General features: G+C 73.9%; 27 protein-coding genes. 15 read left to right on the top strand and 12 right to left on the bottom strand.

All coding sequences use genetic code 11. The features are described 5' to 3' along the window. Nucleotides 1-8 precede the first annotated feature (8 nt). Together CP968_RS12025 and CP968_RS12020 are read left to right on the top strand one after the other, a co-directional pair. Nucleotides 9-455 (top strand): sec-independent translocase, encoded by a 447-nt coding sequence (locus tag CP968_RS12025; protein ID WP_150518007.1) that lies wholly within the window; start codon nucleotides 9-11, stop codon nucleotides 453-455. A gap of 139 nt (nucleotides 456-594) precedes the next feature. After that, a complete protein-coding gene (locus CP968_RS12020) occupies nucleotides 595-1350 on the top strand; it encodes a hypothetical protein (RefSeq protein ID WP_150518006.1) in 756 nt (251 codons plus the stop codon). A 90-nt stretch (nucleotides 1351-1440) separates the two neighbouring features. Here CP968_RS12020 and CP968_RS12015 read toward each other — a convergent pair whose 3' ends face one another. The 3 genes from CP968_RS12015 to CP968_RS12005 all read right to left on the bottom strand — a co-directional run bounded on the left by CP968_RS12015 (nucleotide 1441) and on the right by CP968_RS12005 (nucleotide 4624). Then, the gene (locus CP968_RS12015; protein ID WP_150521876.1) at nucleotides 1441-2556 is read right to left on the bottom strand and encodes an Mrp/NBP35 family ATP-binding protein; all 1116 of its coding nucleotides are present in this window, start codon (nucleotides 2554-2556) and stop codon (nucleotides 1441-1443) included. Nucleotides 2557-2652: 96 nt separating this feature from the next. Then, the gene (locus CP968_RS12010) at nucleotides 2653-3159 is read right to left on the bottom strand and encodes a DUF1003 domain-containing protein (RefSeq protein ID WP_150521875.1); all 507 of its coding nucleotides are present in this window, start codon (nucleotides 3157-3159) and stop codon (nucleotides 2653-2655) included. A 193-nt stretch (nucleotides 3160-3352) separates the two neighbouring features. After that, nucleotides 3353-4624 carry a magnesium transporter MgtE N-terminal domain-containing protein gene (locus CP968_RS12005; protein WP_150518005.1) on the bottom strand — a complete coding sequence of 424 codons (1272 nt, stop codon included), beginning with the start codon at nucleotides 4622-4624 and terminating at the stop codon, nucleotides 3353-3355. Nucleotides 4625-4803: 179 nt separating this feature from the next. Here CP968_RS12005 and CP968_RS12000 point away from each other — a divergent pair, with 179 nt between their 5' ends. Continuing rightward, nucleotides 4804-5598 carry a hypothetical protein gene (locus CP968_RS12000; protein ID WP_229886764.1) on the top strand — a complete coding sequence of 265 codons (795 nt, stop codon included), beginning with the start codon at nucleotides 4804-4806 and terminating at the stop codon, nucleotides 5596-5598. A 16-nt stretch (nucleotides 5599-5614) separates the two neighbouring features. Here the strand turns inward: CP968_RS12000 and CP968_RS11995 are convergent, their stop codons facing one another. Then, nucleotides 5615-6127 (bottom strand): hypothetical protein, encoded by a 513-nt coding sequence (locus tag CP968_RS11995; protein WP_150518004.1) that lies wholly within the window; start codon nucleotides 6125-6127, stop codon nucleotides 5615-5617. A 32-nt stretch (nucleotides 6128-6159) separates the two neighbouring features. Then, nucleotides 6160-7284, bottom strand: a complete 1125-nt coding sequence (locus CP968_RS11990; RefSeq protein ID WP_150518003.1) for a magnesium and cobalt transport protein CorA — start codon at nucleotides 7282-7284, stop codon at nucleotides 6160-6162. A gap of 408 nt (nucleotides 7285-7692) precedes the next feature. On the opposite strand from CP968_RS11990, the gene CP968_RS11985 reads away from it, so the two are divergent. The 4 genes from CP968_RS11985 to CP968_RS11970 all read left to right on the top strand — a co-directional run bounded on the left by CP968_RS11985 (nucleotide 7693) and on the right by CP968_RS11970 (nucleotide 10693). Continuing rightward, nucleotides 7693-8277: a suppressor of fused domain protein gene (locus tag CP968_RS11985; protein WP_150518002.1), complete on the top strand. Its 585-nt coding sequence runs from the start codon at nucleotides 7693-7695 to the stop codon at nucleotides 8275-8277. 83 nt (nucleotides 8278-8360) lie between these two features. Beyond that, nucleotides 8361-9005 (top strand): DUF6758 family protein, encoded by a 645-nt coding sequence (locus CP968_RS11980; RefSeq protein WP_150518001.1) that lies wholly within the window; start codon nucleotides 8361-8363, stop codon nucleotides 9003-9005. Between the two features lie 150 nt (nucleotides 9006-9155). Further along, nucleotides 9156-10019 (top strand): PHP domain-containing protein, encoded by an 864-nt coding sequence (locus CP968_RS11975; RefSeq protein ID WP_150518000.1) that lies wholly within the window; start codon nucleotides 9156-9158, stop codon nucleotides 10017-10019. 68 nt (nucleotides 10020-10087) lie between these two features. Next, complete coding sequence (locus tag CP968_RS11970; protein ID WP_150517999.1) at nucleotides 10088-10693, top strand: MarC family protein; 606 nt, start codon at nucleotides 10088-10090, stop codon at nucleotides 10691-10693. An 86-nt stretch (nucleotides 10694-10779) separates the two neighbouring features. Here CP968_RS11970 and CP968_RS34065 read toward each other — a convergent pair whose 3' ends face one another. The 3 genes from CP968_RS34065 to CP968_RS11960 all read right to left on the bottom strand — a co-directional run bounded on the left by CP968_RS34065 (nucleotide 10780) and on the right by CP968_RS11960 (nucleotide 13983). Next, nucleotides 10780-10932, bottom strand: coding sequence for a hypothetical protein (locus CP968_RS34065; RefSeq protein ID WP_167536794.1), 153 nt, complete (start codon nucleotides 10930-10932; stop codon nucleotides 10780-10782). Between the two features lie 109 nt (nucleotides 10933-11041). Then, on the bottom strand, nucleotides 11042-11899 hold the full coding sequence (locus tag CP968_RS11965; protein WP_150517998.1) for an alpha/beta fold hydrolase: 858 nt from the start codon (nucleotides 11897-11899) through the stop codon (nucleotides 11042-11044). Nucleotides 11900-11994: 95 nt separating this feature from the next. Then, complete coding sequence (locus CP968_RS11960; RefSeq protein WP_229886763.1) at nucleotides 11995-13983, bottom strand: DEAD/DEAH box helicase; 1989 nt, start codon at nucleotides 13981-13983, stop codon at nucleotides 11995-11997. A gap of 477 nt (nucleotides 13984-14460) precedes the next feature. Between CP968_RS11960 and CP968_RS11955 the strand changes: the two genes are divergently transcribed. Further along, on the top strand, nucleotides 14461-15219 hold the full coding sequence (locus tag CP968_RS11955; RefSeq protein WP_150517996.1) for a ferritin-like fold-containing protein: 759 nt from the start codon (nucleotides 14461-14463) through the stop codon (nucleotides 15217-15219). A gap of 80 nt (nucleotides 15220-15299) precedes the next feature. Here CP968_RS11955 and CP968_RS11950 read toward each other — a convergent pair whose 3' ends face one another. The 4 genes from CP968_RS11950 to CP968_RS11935 form a co-directional block, all read right to left on the bottom strand. Next, nucleotides 15300-15602: a hypothetical protein gene (locus tag CP968_RS11950; protein WP_150517995.1), complete on the bottom strand. Its 303-nt coding sequence runs from the start codon at nucleotides 15600-15602 to the stop codon at nucleotides 15300-15302. A 131-nt stretch (nucleotides 15603-15733) separates the two neighbouring features. Further along, the gene (locus CP968_RS11945) at nucleotides 15734-15961 is read right to left on the bottom strand and encodes a DUF3107 domain-containing protein (protein ID WP_150517994.1); all 228 of its coding nucleotides are present in this window, start codon (nucleotides 15959-15961) and stop codon (nucleotides 15734-15736) included. Between the two features lie 122 nt (nucleotides 15962-16083). Beyond that, on the bottom strand, nucleotides 16084-16734 hold the full coding sequence (locus tag CP968_RS11940; protein ID WP_150517993.1) for a TetR/AcrR family transcriptional regulator: 651 nt from the start codon (nucleotides 16732-16734) through the stop codon (nucleotides 16084-16086). A 126-nt stretch (nucleotides 16735-16860) separates the two neighbouring features. Next, nucleotides 16861-17076: a hypothetical protein gene (locus tag CP968_RS11935; RefSeq protein WP_150517992.1), complete on the bottom strand. Its 216-nt coding sequence runs from the start codon at nucleotides 17074-17076 to the stop codon at nucleotides 16861-16863. A 131-nt stretch (nucleotides 17077-17207) separates the two neighbouring features. Between CP968_RS11935 and CP968_RS11930 the strand changes: the two genes are divergently transcribed. From CP968_RS11930 to CP968_RS11905, 7 genes are all read left to right on the top strand, one after another. Further along, a complete protein-coding gene (locus CP968_RS11930) occupies nucleotides 17208-18209 on the top strand; it encodes an alpha/beta fold hydrolase (RefSeq protein ID WP_150517991.1) in 1002 nt (333 codons plus the stop codon). Between the two features lie 5 nt (nucleotides 18210-18214). Then, a complete protein-coding gene (locus CP968_RS11925) occupies nucleotides 18215-19777 on the top strand; it encodes a DUF3152 domain-containing protein (RefSeq protein ID WP_150517990.1) in 1563 nt (520 codons plus the stop codon). A 58-nt stretch (nucleotides 19778-19835) separates the two neighbouring features. Continuing rightward, entirely contained in the window at nucleotides 19836-19943 is a 108-nt protein-coding gene (locus CP968_RS35555; protein ID WP_412126258.1) for an Ms4533A family Cys-rich leader peptide, read from the top strand. Between the two features lie 175 nt (nucleotides 19944-20118). Next, complete coding sequence (locus tag CP968_RS11920; RefSeq protein ID WP_150517989.1) at nucleotides 20119-21867, top strand: ABC transporter substrate-binding protein; 1749 nt, start codon at nucleotides 20119-20121, stop codon at nucleotides 21865-21867. Then, the gene (locus CP968_RS11915) at nucleotides 21864-22859 is read left to right on the top strand and encodes an ABC transporter permease (protein WP_341873752.1); all 996 of its coding nucleotides are present in this window, start codon (nucleotides 21864-21866) and stop codon (nucleotides 22857-22859) included. Before CP968_RS11920 ends, CP968_RS11915 begins: the two co-directional genes overlap by 4 nt. Next, nucleotides 22856-23848 carry an ABC transporter permease gene (locus CP968_RS11910; RefSeq protein ID WP_150517988.1) on the top strand — a complete coding sequence of 331 codons (993 nt, stop codon included), beginning with the start codon at nucleotides 22856-22858 and terminating at the stop codon, nucleotides 23846-23848. The genes CP968_RS11915 and CP968_RS11910 overlap by 4 nt, the downstream gene beginning before the upstream one ends. A 41-nt stretch (nucleotides 23849-23889) precedes the next feature. Further along, nucleotides 23890-25602: a dipeptide ABC transporter ATP-binding protein gene (locus CP968_RS11905; protein ID WP_150521872.1), complete on the top strand. Its 1713-nt coding sequence runs from the start codon at nucleotides 23890-23892 to the stop codon at nucleotides 25600-25602. Nucleotides 25603-25649 lie beyond the last annotated feature (47 nt).

The raw sequence follows: 25649 nt of genomic DNA, 5'->3' as shown, positions 1-25649 counted from the left end.
GCGGCAAGGTGTTCAACGACATAGGCGCACTCGAACTTGTCACGATCGTGGTGCTGGCCATCCTGGTCTTCGGCCCGGACAAGCTGCCCAAGGTCATCCAGGACGTCACCGGCGTCATCCGGAAGATCCGCGCCTTCTCGGACAGCGCCAAGCAGGACATCCGCTCCGAACTCGGCCCCGAATTCAAGGACTTCGAGTTCGAGGACCTGAATCCGAAGACCTTCATCCGCAAGCAGCTGGGCGAGAACGAGGACCTCAAGGAGATCCGCAGCAGCTTCGACCTCCGCAAGGAGCTCACCGACGTCACCGACGCCGTGAACGGCAGGGAGGCCGAGCCCGCGGCGCCCGCCGCCGCGCCGTCCGCCCCGCCCGCCGCGGCCGGTCCCGACCTGCTGAAGAAGCCCGCCGCGCCCGCCGCGGAGCAGCACGCCCGCTTCGACGCCGACGCCACCTGAGGCGCCGCCTGCCCGACGATCCGCGGTCCCATGGCTATCCTCCATGAGTCCGGACCCTGGACCGCCCGAGGGAGGGGGTCCCCCCAGCGAAGCGAGGGGGAGGGCCGTTCCGGACCCCACGGAACGAAAGGCCGCCCAGATGGAGACGACGAGCAGCAGCCGGTTCGCGGTGCAGCCCGCCGAAGCGCCGACCGCCGCAGCAGCCGAGCACGACCCGAACGACCCGCAGGCACCGCACGACCCGCAGGGCGCGCAGGCCGCGCCCGCGGACCCGCAGGACCCCGCCGCGCCCGCCCCGGCACCCCGCCGGACGGCAGCGCCGTTCCTCGCCGCCGACTTCCCCTGGTACGGGCTGGACGGCGCCTTCACCGGCCCCCGCTGGCTGATGCAGGTCGGCGCCGCCGCCGACGGCACCGTGGAGCACGGCTCCACCGGCCACGGCGACGAGCCCTCCGTCCGCGGAGAGCTCGCCACCGGGGAGAAGGAGCGCTTCGCGGTGGTCGTCACCGTCGCGAGCAACCCGCTGCGCCGCAGCGCCGACGGCACCGGCACCCTGGAGGCCACCTCGGTCGCCACGGCGGCCTGGCTGGCCGGCTCCGGGCTGCTGGCCTACAGCTGGCCCGGGCAGATGGACCACACCCTGCGCAGCGAATGGCTGGACCAGCAGACGGAGGCCGCCTGGGAGCTCGCCGACGACCTCGGCGGCGAGGACTGGTCGACGCTGTCCCTGCCGGTGGACGGGGAGCCGACGCCCTTCCACTACCGCGAGTCGGAGTTCGGCTGGGTCCTGGCCGGCTCCACCGGCGCGGGGGTGCACCTCGGCGCGTACGGGCGGGGCATGAGCGCGTACGGCCTCGGGTTCTGCGCGATCGAGGACCTCGGCTCGTACGAGTAGACCGCCCGCGGCACGCGCGACGGCCCCGCGGAGCGTTCCGCGGGGCCGTCGCGCGTGGTCCGTCCGGGTCGGGCGCCCGGTCCGGGCGGGTCAGAACTTGTTGCGCGGGGTGATGCCCAGGGACATGCCCGACAGGCCGCGCGCGCGGCCGCCCAGCTTGCCCGCGATGGCCCGCAGCGCCGCGCCGGCCGGGGAGTCCGGGTCGGACAGCACGACCGGCGTGCCGTCGTCGCCGCCCTCGCGCAGCCGGACGTCGATCGGGATGGAACCCAGCACCGGCACGGACGCGCCGACCGTCTTGGTCAGGCCGTCGGCGACCCTCTGGCCGCCGCCCGAGCCGAACACGTCGACCATCTCGTCGCAGTGCGGGCAGGGCAGGCCCGACATGTTCTCGACGACGCCGACGATCTTCTGGTGGGTCTGCACGGCGATCGAGCCGGCCCGCTCCGCGACCTCGGCCGCGGCCTGCTGCGGGGTGGTGACCACGAGGATCTCGGCGTTCGGCACCAGCTGGGCCACCGAGATCGCGATGTCGCCGGTGCCCGGCGGCAGGTCCAGCAGCAGGACGTCCAGGTCGCCCCAGAACACGTCGGCCAGGAACTGCTGGAGGGCGCGGTGCAGCATCGGGCCGCGCCAGACCACCGGCGCGTTGCCGGGGGTGAACATGCCGATGGAGATGACCTTCACGCCGTGTGCCGATGGCGGCATGATCATGTTCTCGACCTGGGTGGGACGGCCCTCGACGCCCAGCATCCGCGGCACGCTGTGGCCGTAGATGTCCGCGTCGACCACGCCGACCTTCAGCCCGTCCGCCGCCATCGCCGCGGCCAGGTTGACGGTGACCGAGGACTTGCCGACGCCGCCCTTGCCGGACGCGACCGCGTACACGCGGGTCAGCGAGCCCGGCTTGGCGAACGGCACCTCGCGCTCGGCGGTGCCGCCGCGCAGCGTGGCCGCCAGGTCCTTGCGCTGCTCGTCGCTCATCACGTCGAGGGTGACCGCGACGGAGGTGACGCCCGGGACCGTCTCCACGGCCTCGGTGACGTTCTTGGTGATGGTCTCGCGCATCGGGCAGCCCGACACCGTCAGGTACACGGTGACCGCGACCGCGCCGCCGTCGCCGATCTCCACCGATTTGACCATGCCGAGCTCGGTGATCGGCCGGTGGATCTCGGGGTCGTTCACCGTCGCCAGCGCGTCCAGGATCGCGTCCTGCCCGGGTACTGCGGCGGCGTCGGCGGAGCTTGTGTCGGTAGCCATGACCCGATGGTACGGCGCCGCGGCGCGCGCCAGGAAAGCCCGTCAGCGGTCGCCTTCGTCACGTTCGGCGGGCAGCAGCCGCCGCTCGTCCATCTCCTTGATCAGGTCCTGGAACTCGGAGCGGATCCAGTCGCGCGTGGCGACCTCGCCCAGACCCATCCGCAGGGCGGCGATCTCCCTCGTCAGGTACTCCGTGTCGGCGATGGACCGCTCGTTCTGCTTGCGGTCCTGCTCCAGGTTGACCCGGTCGCGGTCGTCCTGCCGGTTCTGCGCGAGCAGGATCAGCGGGGCGGCGTAGGAGGCCTGCAGGGACAGCATCAGCGTCAGGAAGATGAAGGGGTACTGGTCGAAGCGCAGGTGGACCGGGGCGAAGATGTTCCACAGCACCCAGGCGATGATGACGATCGTCATCCAGACGATGAACCGGCCCGTGCCGAGGAAGCGCGCCACCCGCTCCGAGAGCCGCCCGAAGGCCTCCGGGTCGTACTCGGGCAGCAGCGAGCGCCGCGGGGCCCGCGGCAGGTCGAGGCGGGCCCGCTGCCGGGCCAGCGCCCCCGGCCCGGCGGCCGCCTTGGCCCGCTCGGCCCGCTGCTCGGCCCGCTCGGCGCGTTCCGCCCGCTCGGCCCGGTCGGCGTTCTTCTGCACCCGGTCGGCCGCGTCCTCCAGCCGGTCCGACAGACCCTGGTCGCGCCCGCGCGAGCGGCCCTGGTCCCGGCGCCGGTCGCGCTCGCCGCGTCCCCGCTCAGTGGCCACGTACGGCCTCCTCGGAATGGAAGTCCGTCTCCCGCCAGTCGTCCGGCAGAAGGTGGTCCAGCACGTCGTCCACGGTCACGGCGCCCAGCAGCGAGCCGCTCTCGTCGACCACCGGCACCGCCACCATGTTGTAGGCCGCCAGGTAGCTCGTCACCACCGCCAGCGAGGCGTCGGGGCGCAGCGGCGGCAGCCCCGTGTCCACGATCGAGCTGACGAGCGTGAACGGCGGGTCCCGCAGCAGCCGCTGGAAGTGGACCGTGCCCAGGTACTTGCCCGTCGGCGTCTCGTCCGGCGGCCGGCACACGTACACCTGCGCCGCCAGGGCCGGCGACAGGTCCGACTGGCGCACCCGGGCCAGCGCGTCGGCCACCGTCGCGTCGGGCCGCAGCACGATCGGCTCGGTCGTCATCAGCCCGCCCGCGGTGTTCTCCTCGTACGACATCAGCCGCCGCACGTCGGCCGCGTCGTCCGGCCGCATCAGCGTGAGCAGCCGCTCCTTGTCGTCCTCCGGCAGCTCGGACAGCAGGTCGGCCGCGTCGTCCGGGTCCATCGCCTCCAGGACGTCGGCGGCCCGCTCCTCCTTCAGCTTGCCGAGGATCTCCACCTGCTCGTCCTCCGGCAGCTCCTCCATGACGTCCGCCAGCCGGTCGTCGTCGAGGGCGTTGGCCACCTCGGCGCGACGCTTGGGCGTCAGGTGGTGCAGCACGTTCGCCACGTCGGCCGGGCGCATCTGCTCGAAGGTCGCGACCAGGTTCTCGGCGCCCTGCCCGTGCTCCTCCAGCGAGAGGCCCGTCACCGCCGACCACTCCACCGTCAGGGTCTCGCCGCGCCGGCGCAGCGCCCCCGACTTGCCCTTGCGCACGAAGATGCGGTCGATCTCCCAGTCCCGGCGGGCCGGCAGCTGCTGGATGGCCACGTCCAGGACGGTGACCTCCTCGCCGTCCGCGACCAGCCTGACCCTGCGGTCCAGCAGCTCGCCGAGGACCAGCCGCTCGGTGGGGCGCTGCTCGAAGCGCCGCATGTTGACCACGCCGGTCGTGATGACCTGCCCGGACTCCACGCCCGTGACCCGGGTCATCGGCAGGAAGATCCGGCGCCGGCTGACCACCTCGACCACCAGACCCAGCAGCCGCGGCGGGCGGCCGCCGACGCGCAGCATCGCCACGAGGTCGCGGACGCGGCCGACCTGGTCGCCGTTGGGGTCGAAGACGGGCACACCCGACAGATGCGAGACGAAGATCCGCGGGGCGCCTGCAGCCATCCGAGCGCCTCCTAGAGCGTCATCCACCAGTCCTGCCGCCCCTCAGGCTAGCCCGTGCCGCCGCCGACCGTCCTGGTGGGGCGGTCCGGCCGGGGTGCGCCCGGGGGGCTGACGGCGCCCGGCCTACGGGCGGGTACGCTGCCTGCTGCCCGCAGACGCACGACGAGAGGCACGCGCACGTGACCGCCTACTTCCCCGCCGCACGGCTGCGCCGGGCCGCCCTGGTCGGTGCGTTGTGCGCGGGCCTCGCCGTCACCGGTACGGGCTGCGGCGAGGACCCCGACGAGGGCACCAACGGGGTCGGCAAGCTCACCGCCGACAAGATCGAGGCGAAGGCGAAGGCCGCGGCGACCGAGGCCGAGGCGGTGCACCTGTCCGGCACGCTGGTGAGCGGCGGCAAGTCCTTCACCCTCGACATGCGGCTGAAGTCGGACGGCGGCTCGGGCGAGGTGAAGTCGTCCGAGGACACCTTCCAGCTGCTGCGGGTCGGCGACCAGCTGTACCTGAAGGCGAGCGCCGCCTTCTGGGGCCAGTCCGACTCGGCCGGCAAGCTCGGCGACAAGTACGTCAAGGTGCCCCAGAGCGACCCCACCTACAAGCAGTTCCGCGGCTTCACCGAGATGGACGTCCTGCTCGACGGGCTGCTCGGCCTCCAGGGCACGCTGGCCAAGGGCTCCTACGCCAAGGTCGGCCACACCCGCGTCGTGCAGGTCACCGCGGACCAGGGCAAGGGCGGCAAGCTGTCGGTGTCCCTGGAGGGGACCCCCTACCCGCTGCTCCTGGAGCGCGCGGGCGGCGCCGGCCGGGTGGAACTCGCCGAGTGGGGCAAGCCGTTCCCGCTCGCACCGCCGGCCGAGGACCAGACCGTCGACTACGGCTCCCAGCTGCCCACCACCAAGGACCAGAGCGCCGGCGGCGCGGTCCCGGCCCCCTCCAAGGGCGCGGGCCAGGGCTCGAACCCGGGCACCCCGTAGGGCGGGTCCCGGGATCCTAGGCCGGCTTCCGCTTCCGCTTCAGCAGCAGCCTCGGCAGCGCCGCCGGGACGGGCCGGCGGGTCGTCGCGGGGGAGCCCGGCGGGACGGCGGCCAGCGAGCCGTCCGGCAGCCCGGGGTGCACCGACCGGGGCTCCAGCCGCAGCAGCCGGCACTCGCGCGCCCACCGCTCCGTCATCCCCTCCGAGTCGGGCGCGTTCAGCCGCTTGCCCTTGAGCTCGGCGACCGCGGCCGTCCACTCCTCGCCGCGGGGCGCCAGCTCCCGTACCGTCGCCGTCCAGGCCACCAGCCGGCCGCCCTTGTCCTTGCTGCGCACGGTCACCTCCGCGGGCGCGCCGTCCGCCAGCCCGGGGAACGGCTGCTCACCGGGCCCGTCGCCCAGCACGTGCGCCGCGCCGTCCACCCAGGCGTGCCACAGGGCGCGGTCGGCCCCGGCGCCCCGGACCCAGATGAGACCGGACTTCTTCGTGGCCTCCTCGACGAGGGCCAGGTCGAGCGTGGTCAGAGTCATGCGGACCAGAGTAGGGGCTGGGGCGGTGCGGTTCAGAGCCAGCCGTGGCGGCGCAGCGCCCGGTGGATGGTGAAGCAGATCCCCACGATCGAGGCCATCACCATCGGGTAGCCGTACTTCCACTGGAGCTCGGGCATGTGCTCGAAGTTCATCCCGTACACCCCGCAGATCATCGTGGGCACGGCGATGATCGCCGCCCAGGAGGTGATCTTGCGCATGTCCTCGTTCTGGGCGACCGTCGCCTGCGCCAGGTTGGCCTGGAGGATGGAGTTCAGCAGCTCGTCGAAGCCGACGACCTGCTCGTGCACCCGGGACAGGTGGTCGGCTACGTCCCGGAAGTACTTCTGGATGTCCGGGTCCACCAGCCGCATCGGCCGCTCGCTCAGCAGCTCCATCGGGCGCAGCAGCGGGGAGACGGCCCGCTTGAACTCCAGCACCTCGCGCTTGAGCTGGTAGATGCGGCCCGCGTCGCCGCCGCGCACGGCCCCCTTGGCGGGCGCCGCGAAGACCTCGCTCTCCACCTGGTCGATGTCGTCCTGGACGGCCGCGGCGACCGCGATGTACCCGTCCACGACGTGGTCGGCGATGGAGTGCAGCACCGACGAGGCGCCCTTGGCGAGGAGGTCGGGGTCGCCCTGGAGGCGGTGGCGCAGGCCCTTGAGGGAGCCCTGTCCGCCGTGCCGCACGGTGATGACGAAGTCGGGGCCGGTGAAGCACATCACCTCACCGGTCTCCACCACCTCGCTGGTGGCGGTCAGTTCGGCGTGCTCCACGTAGTGGATCGTCTTGAAGACGGTGAACAGGGTGTCGTCGTAGCGCTCCAGCTTGGGCCGCTGGTGCGCGTGCACCGCGTCCTCGACCGCCAGCGGGTGCAGCCCGAAGGTCGCGGCGATCCCGGCGAACTCGGCCTCGGTCGGCTCGTGCAGCCCGATCCAGGCGAAGCCGCCGTCCTCGCGTACCCGCCGCATCGCCTCGCGGGGCGTCAGGCACGCGGGCCCGGGACCCGAGGGGACGCGCCGGCCGTCGCGGTACACGGCGCAGTCGACGACCGCGCTGCTCGCGGACGGATCGCGGGTGGTGTCGTAGCCGGACTGGGCCGGGGCGGTCTTGCGCAGCGACGGACGGACGGCCGCACGCAGGTAGGGCAGCATCGACATGGCAGGCTCCTTCGCGCGCACGGCAGCGGGCCGTACGGGTGGGAGGCCCCCTCCGGAGGCGCGGCCGCTGCGGGCGGACGGGCCTGGGCAGGGGGTAACAGGACGGAGGACAAAGTTCTGCCGTCGCTCTTCTACTGATCAGAAGATCACAGGGGGCGGGAAGCGCCCGTCACAGAAGCGGAAGAGCGGCTGGTACTGCACGATCGACTTCGATCCACCGCAGCCCCACCTCCTCCGGCCGGTCCCCCGTGAGGGACGTCCTGTTGCCGGGCGGTGCCGATGCGGCTCCCCCGGCCAACGCTGGACGGGGCCCGCTGCGTGCGGCCCCGACCAGCTGACCACACTAACAGCCGACGGATGGTCAAGACCCGCCCTTTACCCGGCTGATACGAGTTCTATGCTCACTTCATGGCAGAAATTCTGGCCCTCGTCGAGGCCCGGCTGCGCACCGCGTTCGGCGAGCCCGACGCCCGCGCCGCCGTCACCTTCCTGGGCACCGACCGCATCGAGGTACTCCGCTTCGCCGAGGGCGACCTCGTGCGGTACGCGACCCTCGGGATGTCCGCACACCCGATGACCGATCCGACCGCCGTGGTCGCCGACCCCGTGCGCGGCCCGCGCGCCGAGCTGGTGCTGACCGTGCGGGCCGGGCGGGCGCCCACCGACAAGCTGCTCCGGCCGCTCGCCGTGCTGGCCGCGTCCCCGCAGGTGGAGGGCCTGATCGTGGCCCCCGGTGCCTCGCTGGACGTGGGGGCGCCGCTCTGGGACGGGGCGCCGTTCAGCTCGGTCCTGGTCGCCGAGCCGGGCGGTCTGGTGGACGACCTGGAACTGGACGAGCCGCTGGACCCGGTGCACTTCCTGCCGCTCCTGCCGATGACGGCGAACGAGGCGGCCTGGAAGCGCGTGCACGGTGCGGCGGCCCTCCAGGAGCGATGGCTCGCGCGCGGCACGGATCTGCGGGACCCTCTGCGTACGGCGGTCGCCCTGGACTGAACCCGTACCCGTACCGGCACCGGGCGCCCGGAAGGGTGATCGCGTCTTGACGGCGCGCCGGGCGGGGAGGAGCGTGGCATCTTATGAGGGGCGAACCGAGTTGCCCGAAGTGCGGTGGCCGGGTCAGGGCGCCCGGCCTCTTCTCCGACTCCTGGCAGTGCGCCGCGCACGGCACCGTCCACCCCCTGCAACCCGTCATCCCGCCCAGCGTCGAGGGCCTGGGCGTCGTGGTGCACCGGGCCCGGGTGCCGGTGTGGATGCCGTGGCCGCTGCCGGTGGGCTGGCTGTTCACCGGAGTGGCGTCCGCCGGTGACGACCGCAGCGGCGGGCGGGCCACGGCCGTCGCCTGCTCCGGTCCCGGGCCGCTCGGCGGCATCGGGGAGCTGCTGCTCGTGGCCGAGGAACTGGGCGTGGGCCTGGGCGCGCGGTACGCCGGCATCGACGGCCCGGACCCCGGCTCCGCCATCGACGTCTCCGCGCCGCCGCACGCCAAGGTCGTCGCGGCCGGCCGCCCCACCCCGCTGTGGCACGTGACCGGGGCCCCCGACGACCGGGCGGTCTTCGCGGGCGAGGCGCGCGGCCTGTGGCTCTGGGCGATCGTCTGGCCGGAGCAGTCGGGCCTGCTGATGTACGACGAACTGGTCCTCACCGACCTGCGCGACGCCGGCGCCGAAGTGGAACTGCTGCCCTGCGGCGCCCTGAGCCCCCGCGTCCTCGGCCCGTCCTGACCGGGGAGGCCCGACCGGGCCCGTCGCACCGCCCCGCGCCGGGCTGACCTGCGGCGGCGCGGGGCCGCGGCCGGTCGGGGCGGATCGCGGGGGCCCGCGGCGCGGTTATCCTGGAGCGTCCCCCGTCCGTACGATCCCCGGAGTCAGGCTGTGCGCATCGACCTGCACGCCCACTCCACGGCGTCCGACGGTACGGACACCCCCGCCGAGCTGGTGCGCAACGCCGCCGGTGCCGGGCTGGACGTGGTCGCGCTGACCGACCACGACACCGTGGGCGGGTACGCCGAGGCCCTGGCGGCGCTGCCCGCCGGGTTGACGCTGGTGACCGGGGCCGAGCTGTCCTGCCGGCTCGACGGGGTCGGGGTGCACCTGCTCGCCTACCTCTTCGACCCCGAGGAGCCCGAGTTCGCCCGCGAGCGCGAGCTCGTCCGCGACGACCGCGTCCCGCGCGCCCGGGCCATGGTCGCCGCGCTGCGCGCCCTCGGCGTGGACATCACCTGGGAGCAGGTCGCCCGGATCGCCGGCGAGGGCTCCGTGGGCCGGCCGCACGTCGCGGCCGCGCTGGTGGAGCTGGGGGTCGTGGCGAGCGTCTCGGACGCCTTCACCCCCGACTGGCTCGCCGACGGCGGCCGCGCGCACGCGGAGAAGCACGAGCTCGACCCCTTCGACGCCGTGCGCCTCGTCAAGGCGGCCGGCGGCGTCACCGTCCTCGCGCACCCGGCGGCCGCCCGGCGCGGCCGCTGCGTGCCCGACTCCGCGCTGGCCGCCCTGGCCGGAGCGGGCCTGGACGGCATCGAGGTCGACCACATGGACCACGACCCCGCCACCCGCGCGCGGCTGCGCGCCCTGGCGGCGGACCTGGACCTGCTCACCACCGGGTCGAGCGACTACCACGGCAGCCGCAAGACCTGCCGCCTCGGGGAGTACACCACCGACCCCGAGATCTACGGCGAGATCACCCGCCGCGCGACGGGGGCCTTCCCCGTGCCGGGCGCCGGCGGACGGCACCGGTAGCAGGGCCGCGCGCCCGCTCCCCCCGTCCCGCCCTCTTCGCACCACCCCCTCTCCCGCAAGGCATCACTGTGTTCGACTTCGCCGTCTTCGGCTCCCTCTTCCTCACCCTTTTCGTGATCATGGATCCCCCGGGGATCACGCCGATCTTCCTCGCCCTGACCTCGGGCCGCCCCGCCAAGGTGCAGCGCCGCATGGCCTGGCAGGCGGTCTGCGTGGCCTTCGGCGTCATCGCCGTCTTCGGCCTCTGCGGCCAGCAGATCCTGGACTACCTGCACGTCTCGGTCCCGGCCCTGATGATCGCCGGCGGGCTGCTGCTCCTGCTGATCGCCCTCGACCTGCTCACCGGCAAGACCGACGAGCCCAAGCAGACCAAGGACGTCAACGTCGCCCTGGTCCCGCTCGGCATGCCGCTGCTGGCCGGTCCCGGCGCGATCGTCTCGGTCATCCTGGCCGTGCAGAAGGCCGACGGGGTCACCGGTCAGGTCTCCGTCTGGTCGGCGATCGTCGCCATGCACCTGGTGCTCTGGTTCACCATGCGCTACTCGCTGGTGATCATCCGGGTGATCAAGGACGGCGGCGTCGTCCTCGTGACGCGGCTGGCGGGCATGATGCTCTCCGCGATCGCCGTACAGCAGATCATCAACGGCGTGCTCCAGGTCGTGCGCGGCGCCTGAGGGCCCCGCGCCCGACCCCGCACATGCGAACGCCCCCGGACCGGTGACGGTGCGGGGGCGTCGACGTGTGCGAGAACGGACGGGCGTCAGACGGACGCCGACTCGGCCGGTCGGATCAGAATGCGCTGGCCGACAGCGGCGGCCTGCTGCACGATCCGGTTGACGGAGGCCGCGTCCACGACGGTGCTGTCCACGGCGGACCCGTCGACGTCGTCCAGGCGCAGAATCTCGAAGCGCACGGGGCGTCTCCCTTCGTCGGTGTTTCTCCTTGTACAGGGTTAACGAAGTGCAAGAGGCAAACATTCCCTACGCTAAGGAAATTTTTTCACAGCCTAAGCACTAGCCTCGTCACGCACGGCAGCAGGAGTCCCAGAACGAGGCCAGTGCACCTGCCGTGACCTGCGGATTCTCCGCGTTCGGGGAGTGCTCGGCGCCCTCCACCACCACCCGGGCCGCTCCCAGCCGCCGCGCCATGTCGTCCATCAGCGGCACCGGCCACGCGTAGTCCACCGTCCCCGACAGCACCAGCTTCGGCAGCGCCACGGCCGCCAGCTCCGCCACCCGGTCCGGCTCGCAGATCAGTGCGCGGCCCGTGGCGATCAGCTGCTCCGGGACCGTCTCCAGCCACCGCTCGCGCAGGAACGCGGTCAGCTCGCCGGAGTCCGGCGACGCGTCCTGCGGGTCGTGCGCGCGCATCGCCGCCCAGACCCCGGGCATGTCCTCCCGCAGCGCCTCCAAGGCGGCCACCAGCAGCTTCGTACGGGCCTGCTGCTCCTCGGCGATGGCGGCCGGCCCGCTGCTCAGCAGGGTCAGCGACGCGAAGGGCGCCGGGTCGCGCAGGACGGCCGCGCGGGCGATCAGACCGCCCAGCGAGTGCCCGACCAGGTGCACCGGACCCGCGTCCAGCGCGCGGACCTGTGCGAGGACGTCCCGCGCCAGTTCCTCCAGCGCGTACGCGTCCTCCTCGCGCGGTCCCGGGCTCTGGTACTGCCCGCGCCCGTCGACCGCCAGCACCCGGTACCCGGCGGCCGCCAGCGGCTCCAGCAGGGCGACGAAGTCCTCCTTGCTGCCCGTGAACCCGGGGAGCAGCAGGGCGGTGCCGCGGACCGGCTCGCCGGCCTCGTGCACGGCGAAACCACCGCGCCCGGTGTCCAGGAGGTACGCGCGGGCGGTGGGCGGCAGGGTGAGGCGCGGCGGCTTGCTCATGGCCCCGAGGCTACCGGCCCGTACCGGTGCGGGCCCGGCGGATGCGCCGAAGGCCCGGCCCCCGCACAGGGGGGCCGGGCCTTCGACGGCGGTGCCTACGCCTCGGGCGCGGACGCCGTCTTGCGCGTACGGGTGCGCTTCGGCTTGACCGCGGCCTCCTCGCCCGCGGCGGCGGCCGGAGCCTCCGGAGCGGACGCGGCGGCCTTGCGCGGCCGAGTGGTCCGGCGGGCCTTCACCGGCTCCACCGGCGGGGCCATCTGGAAGTCGGGCTCCGGCGCGGTCTCGACGACCCGGCGCATGCGGGGCCGGCGGGGCTGCTCGGGGGCCTCCTCGACCTGGACCACCGAGGGCAGCGGGGCGACCGCGGCCTTGCGGGGGGTCCGGGTGCGCTTCGGCTTGGCCGGAGCCTCCTCGGCGACCGGGGCGGGGGCCTCGGCCACGGCCGGAGCCTCGACCACGGCCGGAGCCTCGACCACGGCGGCCTCGACGACCGCGGCGGCGGCCTTGCGGGGGGTCCGGGTGCGCTTCGGCTTGGCCGGAGCCTCGTCGGCGACCGCGGCCGGAGCCTCGGACACCGCGACGGCCTCGGCGACGGGAGCCGCCTCGGCCACGACGACCGCGGCGGCCTCGACCGCGGCGGCCGGCGCCGGGACGGTCGCCCGGGTACGGCGGCGGCGCGGCCTGCGCGGCTCGTCGGCGGCCGGGGAGTCCGCGGGGGCCTCCACCGGGGTCACCGGCGTCACGGCGGCCACACCGGCCACCTCGGCACCGAGCTCGGCGCCACCCCGCGTGCGGCGGCGCTGGCGCGGCGTACGGGTACGGGCCGGACGGTCCTCGACCACCGCGGCGGCCGCGGCCGGCGCGGAGCGGACGCCACGGCCACCGCGGCCGCCGGTCTCGCCCAGGTCCTCCAGGTCCTCCGCCTTCAGGCCCGCCCGCGTGCGCTCGGAGCGCGGCAGGGTGCCCTTGGTGCCGGCCGGGATGTTCATCTCCTCGAACAGGTGCGCAGACGTGGAGTACGTCTCGACCGGGTCGTGGAAGTCCAGCCCCAGCGCCTTGTTGATCAGCTGCCAGCGCGGGATGTCGTCCCAGTCCACCAGGGTGACGGCGATGCCCTTCTTGCCCGCGCGGCCGGTGCGGCCCACCCGGTGCAGGAAGGTCTTCTCGTCCTCCGGCGTCTGGTAGTTGATGACGTGCGTGACGCCCTCGACGTCGATGCCGCGGGCGGCGACGTCGGTGCACACCAGCACGTCGACCTTGCCGTTGCGGAACGCGCGCAGCGCCTGCTCGCGCGCACCCTGGCCCAGGTCGCCGTGGACGGCGCCCGAGGCGAAGCCGCGCTTCTCCAGCTGCTCGGCGATGTCGGCCGCCGTGCGCTTGGTGCGGCAGAAGATCATGGCCAGGCCGCGGCCCTCGGCCTGCAGGATGCGGGAGACGAGCTCCGGCTTGTCCATGTTGTGCGCGCGGAAGACGTGCTGCGCGGTGTTGGCGACGGTGGCGCCCTCACCGTCCTCCGAGGCGGCGCGGATGTGCGTGGGCTGCGTCATGTACCGGCGGGCCAGGCCGATGACCGCGCCCGGCATGGTCGCCGAGAACAGCATGGTCTGGCGCTTCGGCGGCAGGTAGCCCATGATCCGCTCGACGTCGGGCAGGAAGCCCAGGTCGAGCATCTCGTCGGCCTCGTCCAGGACCAGGGCCCGCACGTGCGACAGGTCGAGCTTCTTCTGGCCGGCCAGGTCGAGCAGGCGGCCCGGGGTGCCGACGATGATGTCGACGCCCTTCTTGAGCGCCTCGACCTGGGGCTCGTACGCGCGGCCGCCGTATATGGCGAGGACGCGGACGTTGCGGACCTTGCCCGCGGTCAGCAGGTCGTTGGTCACCTGGGTGCAGAGCTCGCGGGTCGGAACCACCACGAGGGCCTGCGGGGCGTCCGTCAGCTGGTCGGGACGGGCCCGGCCCGCCTCGACGTCCGCGGGGACGGTGACCCGCTCCAGCAGGGGCAGGCCGAAGCCCAGCGTCTTGCCGGTGCCGGTCTTGGCCTGGCCGATGACGTCCGTGCCGGAAAGGGCGACGGGGAGGGTCATCTCCTGGATCGGGAAGGGGGAAACGATGCCGACGGCTTCAAGGGCTTCGGCGGTCTCGGGGAGGATCCCGAGGTCACGGAACGTAGTCAGGGTGCTGCCTCTTCTGTGAGACGCGGCGCGAGGCGGCGAGGGGGGTCGTACCGTGCCGGGCTTGCAGTACTGCGACGTACGTACAAAGCTGCGCGGGACCACTGGCCTTCGCTCAAGCGCTCGTACCGCTGAGGGGGCCCCTCGTGCGGCGGCAGCACGCATGAGCGCGCGCACCACACCGAGGGCGGGTCGGTTGGAGCCGATCGGGCCACCGACCGGGCATCCTCATTCGGATGGCCCGCCGAGTTTCCGGCAGGCGCATTACCACTGTACCCCGGAATCGCGCAGCCGTGTGGGGTGAATTCACTGGGTAGGCGCGTTTACGTGGACGGAAGGCGATCGCGCGGGGTGACTTGCGACGCCTTTCGGCGGGCTATTGTGCGGAGCATGTCGACCGTAGAAAACGCCTCGCCCGCCGACGACAGCGCCTCCGACGGAGCCGGGGGCATCGCCGCTCAGGACTGGGCGACCGCCTCTGCCTCGCCGCAGTACCGGGCCGCCGTCGTGGACCTCCTCGGCGCGCTCGCGTACGGGGAACTGGCGGCCTTCGAGCGCCTCGCCGAGGACGCCAAGCTCGCGCCCACCCTCGACGACAAGGCCGAGCTCGCCGCGATGGCCTCCGCCGAGTTCCACCACTTCGAGCGGCTGCGCGACCGGCTCTCCGCCATCGACGTCGAGCCCACCCCGGCGATGGAGCCCTTCGCGAAGGGCGTCGACGACTTCCACCGCCAGACGGCCCCCTCGGACTGGCTGGAGGGCCTGGTCAAGGCGTACGTCGGCGACTCGATCGCCAGCGACTTCTACCGCGAGGTCGCCACCCACCTGGACACCGACACCCGCGCGCTCGTGCTCGGCGTGCTCGACGACACCGGCCACGGCAACTTCGCCGTGGAGAAGGTGCGCGCCGCGATCGAGGCCGACCCGCGCTGCGGCGGCCGGCTCGCGCTGTGGGCCCGCCGGCTGATGGGCGAGGCCCTCTCGCAGGCCCAGCGCGTGGTCGCCGAGCGCGACGCGCTCTCCACCATGCTCGTCGGGGGCGTGGACGGGATGGCCGCGGGCTTCGACCTGGCGGCGGTGGGCGAGATGTTCACCCGGATCACCAAGGCCCACACCAAGCGCATGGCCGCCCTCGGCCTCGCCGCCTGAGGCACGCCGCCTCCGGGCGGCACGGCGCACGGCCCGGCCCCGGCGCGGAGACCTCCGCGCCGGGGCCGGGCCGTGTCCGCTCACCCCCGCGAGGGGAGCGTAAACGGAGTCCGCGGCGGACGGCGGCGGGCGCCGGGCACCGGCCGCAGCAGCAGCGACAGCACGACCGCCGACACCAGGCCGCCGCCGATGATGGACACGGTCACGGTGATGTCCCCGGGGCCCATCGCGAAGTGCGTGAGGTACGTCCCGAACAGGGCGCCGAGCACGCCGCTGACCAGTACCACTCTCCTGGAGGGCAGCCGCCGTCCCAGCACTCGCGTGGCCGCTCCGGACAGGGCGAGGCCCAGAAGAGCAGAGCCGAGCACTTCGATCAGCGGCATGGAGGTCCCTCCCGTACGTCAGGGCAAAGCGGGTCACTGCCGTCCTACCCGAACCGGAACAAAGGGAAACGGCCCGGCGGACTCAACCACCGGACCGTTCCACTCAGTTCTCGCCCGTGCGGGCCACCGCGTCAGAGCGCGCCGAAACCGACCTTGCGGGTGCTCGGCTCGCCCAGGTCCACGTAGGACAGGCGGTCGGACGGCACCAGGACCTTGCGGCCCTTGACGTCGGTGAGGCTGAGCAGCGGCGCCGTGCCGGACAGGGCGGCCGTGACGATGCCCTCCAGCTCCTCGGCGCTCAGGTCGCTCTCCAGCACGATCTCCCGGGGTGCGTGCTGCACGCCGATCTTGACCTCCACGGCTTTGTCCCTCCGACGGTCCGTTGCGCGCTATCAGCCGCGCCGTACGCGGACCACATTAGCCCGGAGAGGGGACGAAGCCGCGCGCAGCGCAAACGCTCGCAGCGAACAGCGGGGCCGGGTCAGCCCTCGACGCCGCCCTCGCTGCCGTGCAGCGGGAACCCGGCGATGCCCCGCCAGGCCAGCGACGTCAGCAGGCCGACCGCGGTGTCCCGGGGGACCGGGCTCGCACTGGACAGCCAGTAGCGGGCCACCACCTGCGAGACCCCGCCCAGGCCCACGGCCAGCAGCATCGACTCGTCCCGGGACAGGCCGGTGTCCTCCGCGATGACCTCGCAGATGGCCTCGGCGCACTGGAGCGAGACCCGGTCCACGCGCTCGCGCACCGCCGGCTCGTTCGTCAGGTCCGACTCGAACACGAGCCGGAAGGCGCCGCCCTCGTCCTCCACGTACGCGAAGTAGGCGTCCATCGTGGCGGCCACGCGCAGCTTGTTGTCCGTGGTCGACGCGAGCGCGGTGCGCACGGCGAGCAGCAGGGACTCGCAGTGCTGGTCCAGCAGCGCCAGGTAGAGGTCGAGCTTGCCCGGGAAGTGCTGGTAGAGCACCGGCTTGCTGACTCCGGCACGCTCGGCGATGTCGTCCATCGCCGCGGCGTGGTACCCCTGCGCGACGAATACCTCCTGGGCCGCGCCCAGCAGCTGGTTGCGCCGGGCTCGGCGCGGCAGTCGGGTTCCCCGCGGACGCGCTGCTTCGGTCTGCTCGATGGCGCTCACGCCGCCTCCCACTTTCTCTAAGAACACAGTGCGCTCTGCGCCGCGCCCGCCATCGTACTTTTCGGTAACCGAATCTGGTGGGTTCAAGCCGAGTTTTCTCGCGGTACGGACCGCCTGAGACGCTGGTCAGCGGTAGTCGTCCTCGTCCAGCGGCACCACCCGCGCCTGCTCCGCCGCGTCGCCGTCCGCGGCCTCGCCCCCCTCCACGCCGGTGACCGGCTCGTCCTCGTCCGGGACCAGCTCCGCGAGCTGCTCGGCGACGTCCGCCTCGGGCGCCTCCGGGTCGATGCCCTCGGGCACCCCGTCCCGGAAGGTGTCCGGCTCCGCAGGGTCGACAGTCATACCGCTGCCCTCGATTCCTCGTGCCCCCTTCGAGCCTAGGAGGATCGGGGGCGCCCCGCTACGCGGACCGCGCGGACGCTGTGACCGCGAACACAAGAAGACCGACGTGATCGTCTCGTAACATTGGCGGCATGTCTTCGACCGAGCTGCCGGGTGTGCGGTCCACCGCCGAACCGTCCCCCCTGGTGGGAGCGGTCCGGCTGGCCGAGGGTGAGCAGGTGCGCACCGTCGTGCTGCCCGGACTGGAGCTGAACCTCCGGTTCCGGCCGTCCGCGCGCACCGGCCTGCCGCCCGCCCTCTTCGTGCACGGACTCGGTGGTTCCTCGCAGAACTGGTCCGCGCTCATGGCCGAACTGGCCGGCACCGTCGACGGCGAGGCCCTCGACCTGCCCGGCTTCGGCTGGTCCCCGCCGCCCGCCGACCGCGACTACTCCGTGACCGCGCACGCCCGCGCCGTCATCCGGCACCTCGACGCCGCCGGACGCGGGCCGGTGCACCTCTTCGGCAACTCCCTGGGCGGCGCCGTGTCCACCCGCGTCGCGGCCGTCCGGCCCGACCTGGTGCGCACGCTGACGCTCGTCTCGCCGGCCCTGCCCGAGCTGCGCGTGCAGCGCTCCGCGGTGCCGACCGCGCTGCTCGCCGTCCCCGGAGTGGCCGCGCTCTTCGGCCGGCTGACCCGCGGCGTCACGGCCGAACAGCGCACCCGCGGGGTGACGGGCCTCTGCTACGGAGACCCCTCCCGGGTGACCCCGGAGGGCTTCGGGGCCGCGGTGGAGGAGATGGAGCGCCGGATGGCGCTGCCGTACTTCTGGGACGCGATGACCCGCTCCTCGCGCGGCATCGTCGACGCCTACACCCTCGGCGGACAGCACGGACTGTGGCGCCAGGCCCAGCGGGTTCTCGCCCCGGCCCTGCTGGTCTACGGTGGCCGGGACCAGTTGGTCTCGTACCGTATGGCCCGCAAGGCCGCCGCGGCCTTCCGGGGTTCGCGGCTGCTGTGCCTCCCCGAGGCCGGGCACGTGGCGATGATGGAGTACCCCGAGGTGGTCGCCGCCGCCTTCGAGGACCTGCTGCGCGCCTCGGACGCGGGCGCGGGCGACACCGACCGAGACACCGAAGACGGCAGAGGCTGACGACCGTGGGACGACATAGTCGCAAGGACCCCGCCCCTGCCCGCCCGGAGCCCGCTCCGGGGCCGGCCGGGGCACCCGAACCGGCCGCCGCGGCGCGGACCGGCCCGCCCGCGTACGACGGACCGGAGGGCGGGCCCCGGGACGACCCGCACGACGACCGGTACGACGGTCCGTTCGCGCGGCGCCGGAGCGAACCCACCGTCGCCCACCAGGGGTACGCGCCGCGGGAGCGGCCGGCCGGCGGCGCCCGGTCCGGCGGCCACCCCGAGCAGCGCGAGCCCGGCGGTGGCTGGGGCGCGGGCCCCGACTCCGTGTTCGGCGCCTCCCCCCGGCGGGCCGCCCCGCACGACGCCCCCGTCCACGGGGACCGGCGCGGCGTACCGCGGGCCCGGTCCGCGGCCGCGCAGCCGGCGGGCCCGCAGGTTCCGGCCGGCGTGGCGCCGGCTCCGGTGGTTCCGGCGCCCGCGGCCCCGGTGGTGGCGGCGACCGCGGCCGTCCTGGACGCCCACACCCCGGCCTTCGGCACTCCCGCCGTCGGCTTCCCGCAGGTCACCCTCCCGACGCCGCCGCTCGTGGTGGAGCCCGGCCCCGACCCGCTGACCTCCACCGGTCCGCACCCTCGCGTGCCCGGGCCGCGCCGCCCCGGCGGCGCGGCCGGTGCGGGCGGGGGCGCGGAGGGTCCCGAGCGGGCCGAGCCGGCCGGCCCGGACGCCCCGCGCTCCGGTTCCGGCCGCGGGCTGAAGGTCCGTACGTACACGGGCATGGCGGCCGCGGCCGTCACCACCGTGCTCGCCGTCGTGGTCGCCGGCCAGGTGGCCGCGGACGGCGACGGCGCCAAGACGGCCACCGCCTCCGCGCCCGGCGGCGCCGCGAGCAGGGCCTCCGACAGCCACGTCGCCGGCTCCCGCTCCGAGGACCGGCTCACGCCGGACGGGGCGGCGCAGCCGCCGGCCGCCGCGGTCGAGCCGACGTACGAGCAGAAGATGGCCCAGCAGCTGCCGATCGACGCCAAGCTGGCCGGTCCCGGCGGCTTCGACACCGTGCCGGGCGTGGCGAAGGCCCCCGGCAAGGGCAAGCTGATCCGCTACCGGGTCGACGTGGAGCAGGGGCTGGGCCTGGACCCGCAGCTGTTCGCCGAGGCCGTGCACCGCACCCTCAACGACCCGCGCAGCTGGGGCCACGGGGACACCAAGACCTTCGAGCGGGTGCCGGGCGGCGAGGCCGACTTCGTGATCACCCTGGCCAGCCCGGGGACCACCGGTGCCTGGTGCGCCAAGTCCGGGCTGGACACCACCGTCGACAACGTCTCCTGCGACTCCGCCGCCACCGACCGGGTCATGATCAACGCGTTCCGCTGGGCGCAGGGATCGGTGACCTTCGGCGCGGACCAGATGTTCGCCTACCGGCAGATGCTGATCAACCACGAGGTCGGGCACCGGCTCGGGCACGGTCACGTGAGCTGCCGCACCCCCGGTGCGCTCGCCCCGATCATGCAGCAGCAGACGAAGTCCCTCGACATCGACGGCGTCCAGTGCAGGCCCAACCCCTGGGTGTACCCGGGAGGTTGACGCGAACGGGCCGGTGGGAGGCGCAAACCCGCGTTGACAACGTGTCCGATCATCGGTCATGGTTCTCCGCATGTCGCACCTCCACACCGTGAACGCGAGCGCCGCCATTGAGCTGGCGCTGCTCGGTGTGACCGCGCACAGCGTGGCCGACATCCTCTGTCGCTGACGCCGACCCGTCCGCGCCGCGACCCCCTGCTCCTCCGCCGCGCCCGGGTGCACGCATGCCCGCAGGCGCGGCCTTCCCCTGTTCCGGCGTCCTCCGACGACGTCGACCGACCGATGATCGCTGCCCCTCGCGTGGCCCCTCCCTTCCCACTTTCACGCCGAGAGGTCCTCTTTCCATGTCGTCGTCCCGACCGGCCCGCCATCAGACAACCCGCCGCCTCGCCGCGGTCACCGTCAGCCTCGTCCTGGCCGGGGGCGCCGTCGCCTGCGGGCCCGAGGACGGTACGGCCAAGGCCGGCCCGGCCGGCCCGGCCGGCGCCGCCGGCGCGCCGCAGAAGGGCGGCACCCTGACCGTCCTCAACAACGAGCCGCAGAGCGACTTCGACCCGGCCCGGCTCTACACCTCGGGCGGCGGAAACGTTCCCTCGCTGGTGTTCCGCACGCTCACCACCCGCAACCGCGAGGACGGCGCCGCCGGTGCCAAGGTCGTCCCCGACCTGGCCACCGACCTCGGCAGGCCCAACGCGGACGCCACCGAGTGGACGTACACCCTCAAGGACGGCCTGAAGTACGAGGACGGCTCCCCGATCACCACCGCCGACATCAAGTACGGCATCGAGCGGTCCTTCGCCGCCGAGCTGTCCGGCGGCGCCCCCTACCTGCGCGACTGGCTGGTCGGCGGCGAGAGCTACGAGGGCCCGTACAAGGACGGCGGCAAGGGCCTCGACTCCATCGTGGTCCCGGACCCGAAGACCATCGTCTTCAAACTCCGCAAGCCCGAGGGCGAGTTCCCCTTCGTCGCCACCCAGACGCAGTTCACCCCCGTGCCCAAGGCCAAGGACACCGGCGTCACCTACGAGGAGCACCCCGTCTCCTCCGGCCCGTACAAGGTCGTCAAGAACACCGGCGACGGCGAGACCCTGCTGCTGGAGCGCAACGAGCACTGGGACCCCAAGACCGACGAGGAGCGCAAGGCGTACCCGGACACGATCGACGTCCGCTCCGGACTCGACGCGGCCGTCATCAACCAGCGCCTGTCCACCAGCTCCGGCCCCGACGCCGCCGCCGTCACCACCGACACCAACCTCGGCCCCGCCGAACTCGCGCAGATCGGTTCGAACAAGGAGCTGGAGGCGCGCGTCGGCACCGGCCACTTCGGCTACGTCAACTACCTCGCCTTCAACCCGAAGGTCGCCCCCTTCGACAACCCGAAGGTCCGCCAGGCCATCGCGTACGCGGTCAACCGCACCAGCGTGGTCAACGCGGCCGGCGGCTCCGCGCTCGCCGAACCCGCCACCACCTTCCTGCCCGAGCGCGAGGCCTTCGGCTTCACGCCCTACGACCACTTCCCGGCGGGCAGGACCGGAGACCCGGCCAAGGCGAAGGAACTGCTCAAGGAGGCGGGCTTCGCCGACGGGCTCACCATCACCCTGACCCACTCCAACGCGCAGAACCGGCAGACCAGCCCCGAGATAGCCACCGCGGTCCAGCAGGCCCTCGCCGCCGCCGGGATCACCGTCAAGCTGGAGGGCCTGGAGACCAACGCCTTCAACGAGGCCCGCTGGGACGTCAAGAACACGCCCGGCTTCTTCATCTCCCGCTGGGGCGCCGACTGGCCGTCCGGCGGCCCCTTCCTCGCCCCGATCTTCGACGGCCGCCAGATCGTCACCAACGGCTCCAACTACAACCACGCGCAGCTGAACGACCCCGCCGTCAACGCCGAGATCGACGAGATCGCCAAGCTCACCGACCTCGCGGCCGCCGGCAAGCGCTGGGGCGCCCTCGACAAGAAGATCGGCGAGCAGGCCCTGGACGTGCCGCTCTTCCACCCCGTCTACAAGCGCCTCGTCGGCAAGGACGTCAAGAACGTCGTCATCAGCGACTGGACCGGCGTCCTCGACATCTCGCAGGTCTCCGTCAAGTGAGCGTCCTGCCGCACCGGCCGGTGCCCGCCGCGGGGTCCGCCGCCCCCGCGGCGGGCACCGGCCGCCAGGTCCTGCGGCGGCTGCGCGGACGGCCGTCCGCGCTGGCCGCCGCCGGCGTCCTGGCCCTCCTCGTCCTCCTCGCCGTCGCCGCCCCGCTGATCGCACAGCTCACCGGGCAGGACCCGAACGCCTACCACGACGAACTCGTCGACTCCGCCCGCGGCGGCGTCCCGCTCGGCTCCTTCGGCGGGATCTCCGCCGACCACTGGCTCGGCGTCGAACCGGGCAGCGGCCGCGACCTGTTCACCCGACTCCTCCACGGCGCGCGGATCTCGCTGCTCGTCGCCCTCGGCGCCACCGCCCTCCAGGTCCTCCTCGGCGTCACCGCGGGCCTCACCGCCGCGCTCGGCCACCGCGTCCCGGGCCGGCTCATCGGCCGGTTCATCGGCCGGGTCACCGACGTGATGATCGCCCTGCCCATGCTGGTGCTCGCCGTCGCCCTGACCGCCGTGGTCCCGCCCGACTTCCCCCGCCCGCTGCTGCTGATCCTCGTCCTGGGACTCCTCGGCTGGGGCGGCACCGCCCGCATGGTGCGCGCCCAGACCCTCGCCCTGCGCGGGCTGGACTTCGTCGAGGCCGCCCGGCTGTCCGGCAACGGCACCCTGCGCATCGCCCGCCGCGAGCTGCTGCCGTCGCTGGCCGCCCCCGTCATCACCTACGCCGCGATCATGGTCCCGTCCAACATCGTCGGCGAGGCCTCGCTCTCCTTCCTCGGCGTCGGCGTGAAGCCGCCCACCCCGTCCTGGGGGCAGATGCTGTCCAGCGCGCAGACCTGGTTCCGCGCCGACCCCGCCTACGTCCTGCTCCCCGCCGGGCTGCTCTTCGTCACCGTGCTCGCCTTCACCGTCCTCGGCGACGCCGTCCGCACGGCCCTCGACCCGCGCGAGGGCTCGCGCCTGCGGGTCGGCACCAGAAAGGAGCGCTCGGCGTGACCCGCTTCGTGCTCACCCGGACCGGCGGCGCGGTCCTGGTCCTGCTCGCCCTGTCCGTCGCCGTCTACGCCCTCTTCTACGTGGCCCCCGGCGACCCCGCCCGCCTCGCCTGCGGAGAACGCTGCAACCCGGCCCAGATCGCCCAGGTCCGCACCCAGCTCGGGCTCGACGACTCCGTCGCCGTGCAGTACCTGCACTTCCTCCAGGGCATCCTGGCCGGCCGCGACTACTCCGGCGGCGCCGGGCTGGTCGTGCACTGCGACGCCCCCTGCCTCGGCTTCTCGTACCAGAACGACCGGCAGGTCACCGAACTGCTCCTGGAACGGCTGCCCGCCACCGTCTCGCTGGCCCTGGGCGCCCTGGTGATCTGGCTCGCCGTCGGCGTCGGCACCGGACTGCTGTCCGCGCTGCGCCGCGGCGGGTTCACCGAGCGGGCACTGACCGTCCTGACCCTCGCGGCCACCGGCACCCCCGTCTTCATCCTCGGACTGCTGCTGCTCATGGCCGTCTGCGCCTACCTCCAGTGGCTGCCCTTCCCGACGTACGTGCCGCTGACCGAGGACCCCGAGCAGTGGGCCTGGAACCTGCTGCTGCCCTGGATCGCGCTCGGCCTCTTCGAGAGCGCCAAGTACGCCCGCATCACGCGCAGTTCCACCCTGGAGACCCTGGCCGAGGACCACATCCGCACCTTCCGCGCCTACGGGGTGGGGGAGCGGGCCCTGGTCACCCGGCACGCGGCGCGGGGCGCCGTCGCACCCGTCATCGCCCTCACCGCCGTCGACTTCGGCACGATGATCGGCGGCGCCGTGCTCACCGAGTCCCTCTTCGGCATCCCCGGACTGGGCAAGACGCTCATCGACGGGGTCCGCGTCGTGGACCTGCCCGTCGTCGTGGGCGTCGTCCTCGCCATCGGCGCGGCGGTCGTGATCGCCGGCGCCGTCGCCGACCTGCTGTACGCCGTCGCCGACCGGAGGGTGGCCCTCTCGTGACCGCACCGCCCGACACCCAGCCGCTCGACGCCGGACGGCCCGTGACCGGACCGCCCGCGGCCCCGCCGCTCGTCGAGGTGCGCGACCTCGTGGTCGACTTCCCCGTCGCGGGGCCGCCGGGGTACGCCCGCGCCGTCGACGGGGTCTCCTTCACCCTGGAGGCGGGCCGCGCGCTGGGCCTCGTCGGCGAATCCGGCAGCGGCAAGTCCACCGTCGCCGCCGCCCTGCTGGGCCTGCACCGCGGCACCGGCGCACGGCTGGCCGGCACCGTCCGCGTGGACGGCACGGACCCGGCCACGGCGTCGGCCACCGCACTGCGGCGGCTGCGCGGCGCAACCGCCGCCATGGTCTTCCAGGACCCGCTCGGCTCCCTGGACCCGTACTACGCCATCGGCGACCAGATCGCCGAGGTCCACCGCGTCCACGCCGACGTCTCCCGCCGGGCCGCCCGGGCCCGCGCCGTCGAGGTGCTGGACCGGGTGGGCATCCCCGACGCGGCACGCCGCTCCCGGCCGCACGAGTTCAGCGGCGGCATGCGCCAGCGCGCGCTCATCGCGATGGCCCTGGCCTGCGAGCCGAGACTGCTGGTCGCCGACGAGCCGACCACCGCGCTGGACGTCACCGTCCAGGCGCAGATCCTGGACCTGCTGCACGGGCTCCGCGAGGAGCGCGGCCTGGCCCTGCTGCTGGTCACGCACGACGTGGGCGTCGCCGCCGAGAACACCGACGACCTGCTGGTCCTGCGCGAGGGGGCCGCCGTGGAACGGGGCCCCGCCGCCCGCGTCCTGTCGGCCCCCGCGGACCCCTACACCCGGGCCCTGCTGGACGCCGTCCCGCGGCTCGACGCGCCCCGGTCCCCCCGGGGCGCGGCCGCCGCACACCGGGGCGGCGCGGACGTGCCGGTGGTCGAAGCCGTCGACCTGCGGCGCGACTTCGGGCGGGGGAAGCGGGCCGTCGCGGCCGTCGCCGGCGTCTCGCTGACCGTACGGGCCGGCGAGACCCTGGGCGTCGTCGGCGAATCGGGCAGTGGCAAGAGCACGCTCGGACGGATGCTCACCGGTCTGCTGGAGCCCACCTCGGGACGGGTCCGGCACGCCGGCCGGGAGGTCGCGGGCGTGGCCCCGGGCGTCCAGATGGTGTTCCAGGACCCCGTCTCCTCCCTGAACCCCCGACGCTCCGTCGGCGAGTCCGTCGCCGATCCGCTGCGCGCGGCCGGCGAGCGCGACGAGGACGCGATCCGGGCCCGGGTCGGCGAACTGCTGCGCCGCGTCGGCCTGGACCCCGGACACCGCGACCGCTACCCCCACGAGTTCAGCGGCGGCCAGCGCCAACGCGTCGGGATCGCCCGCGCCCTCGCCCCCAACCCCCGGCTGATCGTGTGCGACGAGGCGGTGTCCGCCCTCGACGTGACCACGCAGGCCCAGGTCACCGCCCTGCTGGCGGAGCTCCAGCGGGAGCTGGGCATCGCGCTCGTCTTCATCGCGCACGACCTGGCGGTGGTCCGGCAGGTCAGCGACCGGGTCGCCGTCATGCGCGCCGGCGAGATCGTCGAGCAGGGCCCGGTCGACGAGGTCTACGACCGCCCCGCCCACCCCTACACCCGGCGCCTGCTGGCCGCCGTACCGGCCCTCGACCCGTCCCTCGCCGCCGCCCGCCGCGCCGCCCGCCGGGAGGCGACGGCCCGGAGCGCCCCCGCCCGCCCCGGGCGGACCCCGCCCGGGGCGGACCCCGGCCCCGTACGGGACCGTTCCTAGCGCGCTCGAACGCGAACCGTACGGGAAAGTTACGACTCTTCACCCCT

Origin of the sequence: Streptomyces subrutilus (genome assembly GCF_008704535.1) — a bacterium.
GTDB classification, from domain to species: Bacteria; Actinomycetota; Actinomycetes; order Streptomycetales; family Streptomycetaceae; genus Streptomyces; species Streptomyces subrutilus.
This window is presented reverse-complemented; position numbering and strand designations above follow the sequence as displayed.

Coding starts and splice junctions, on each gene's coding strand:
- CP968_RS11960 (WP_229886763.1), bottom strand. CDS start 13,983: ATGACCCTCCCCGTCGCCCTTTCCGGCACGGACGTCATCGGCCAGGCC.
- CP968_RS11985 (WP_150518002.1), top strand. CDS start 7,693: ATGGCAGAAATTCTGGCCCTCGTCGAGGCCCGGCTGCGCACCGCGTTC.
- CP968_RS35555 (WP_412126258.1), top strand. CDS start 19,836: ATGGTTCTCCGCATGTCGCACCTCCACACCGTGAACGCGAGCGCCGCC.
- CP968_RS11920 (WP_150517989.1), top strand. CDS start 20,119: ATGTCGTCGTCCCGACCGGCCCGCCATCAGACAACCCGCCGCCTCGCC.
- CP968_RS11980 (WP_150518001.1), top strand. CDS start 8,361: ATGAGGGGCGAACCGAGTTGCCCGAAGTGCGGTGGCCGGGTCAGGGCG.
- CP968_RS11955 (WP_150517996.1), top strand. CDS start 14,461: ATGTCGACCGTAGAAAACGCCTCGCCCGCCGACGACAGCGCCTCCGAC.
- CP968_RS12005 (WP_150518005.1), bottom strand. CDS start 4,624: ATGGCTGCAGGCGCCCCGCGGATCTTCGTCTCGCATCTGTCGGGTGTG.
- CP968_RS11930 (WP_150517991.1), top strand. CDS start 17,208: ATGTCTTCGACCGAGCTGCCGGGTGTGCGGTCCACCGCCGAACCGTCC.
- CP968_RS11965 (WP_150517998.1), bottom strand. CDS start 11,899: ATGAGCAAGCCGCCGCGCCTCACCCTGCCGCCCACCGCCCGCGCGTAC.
- CP968_RS11935 (WP_150517992.1), bottom strand. CDS start 17,076: ATGACTGTCGACCCTGCGGAGCCGGACACCTTCCGGGACGGGGTGCCC.
- CP968_RS11950 (WP_150517995.1), bottom strand. CDS start 15,602: ATGCCGCTGATCGAAGTGCTCGGCTCTGCTCTTCTGGGCCTCGCCCTG.
- CP968_RS12020 (WP_150518006.1), top strand. CDS start 595: ATGGAGACGACGAGCAGCAGCCGGTTCGCGGTGCAGCCCGCCGAAGCG.
- CP968_RS11995 (WP_150518004.1), bottom strand. CDS start 6,127: ATGACTCTGACCACGCTCGACCTGGCCCTCGTCGAGGAGGCCACGAAG.
- CP968_RS11990 (WP_150518003.1), bottom strand. CDS start 7,284: ATGTCGATGCTGCCCTACCTGCGTGCGGCCGTCCGTCCGTCGCTGCGC.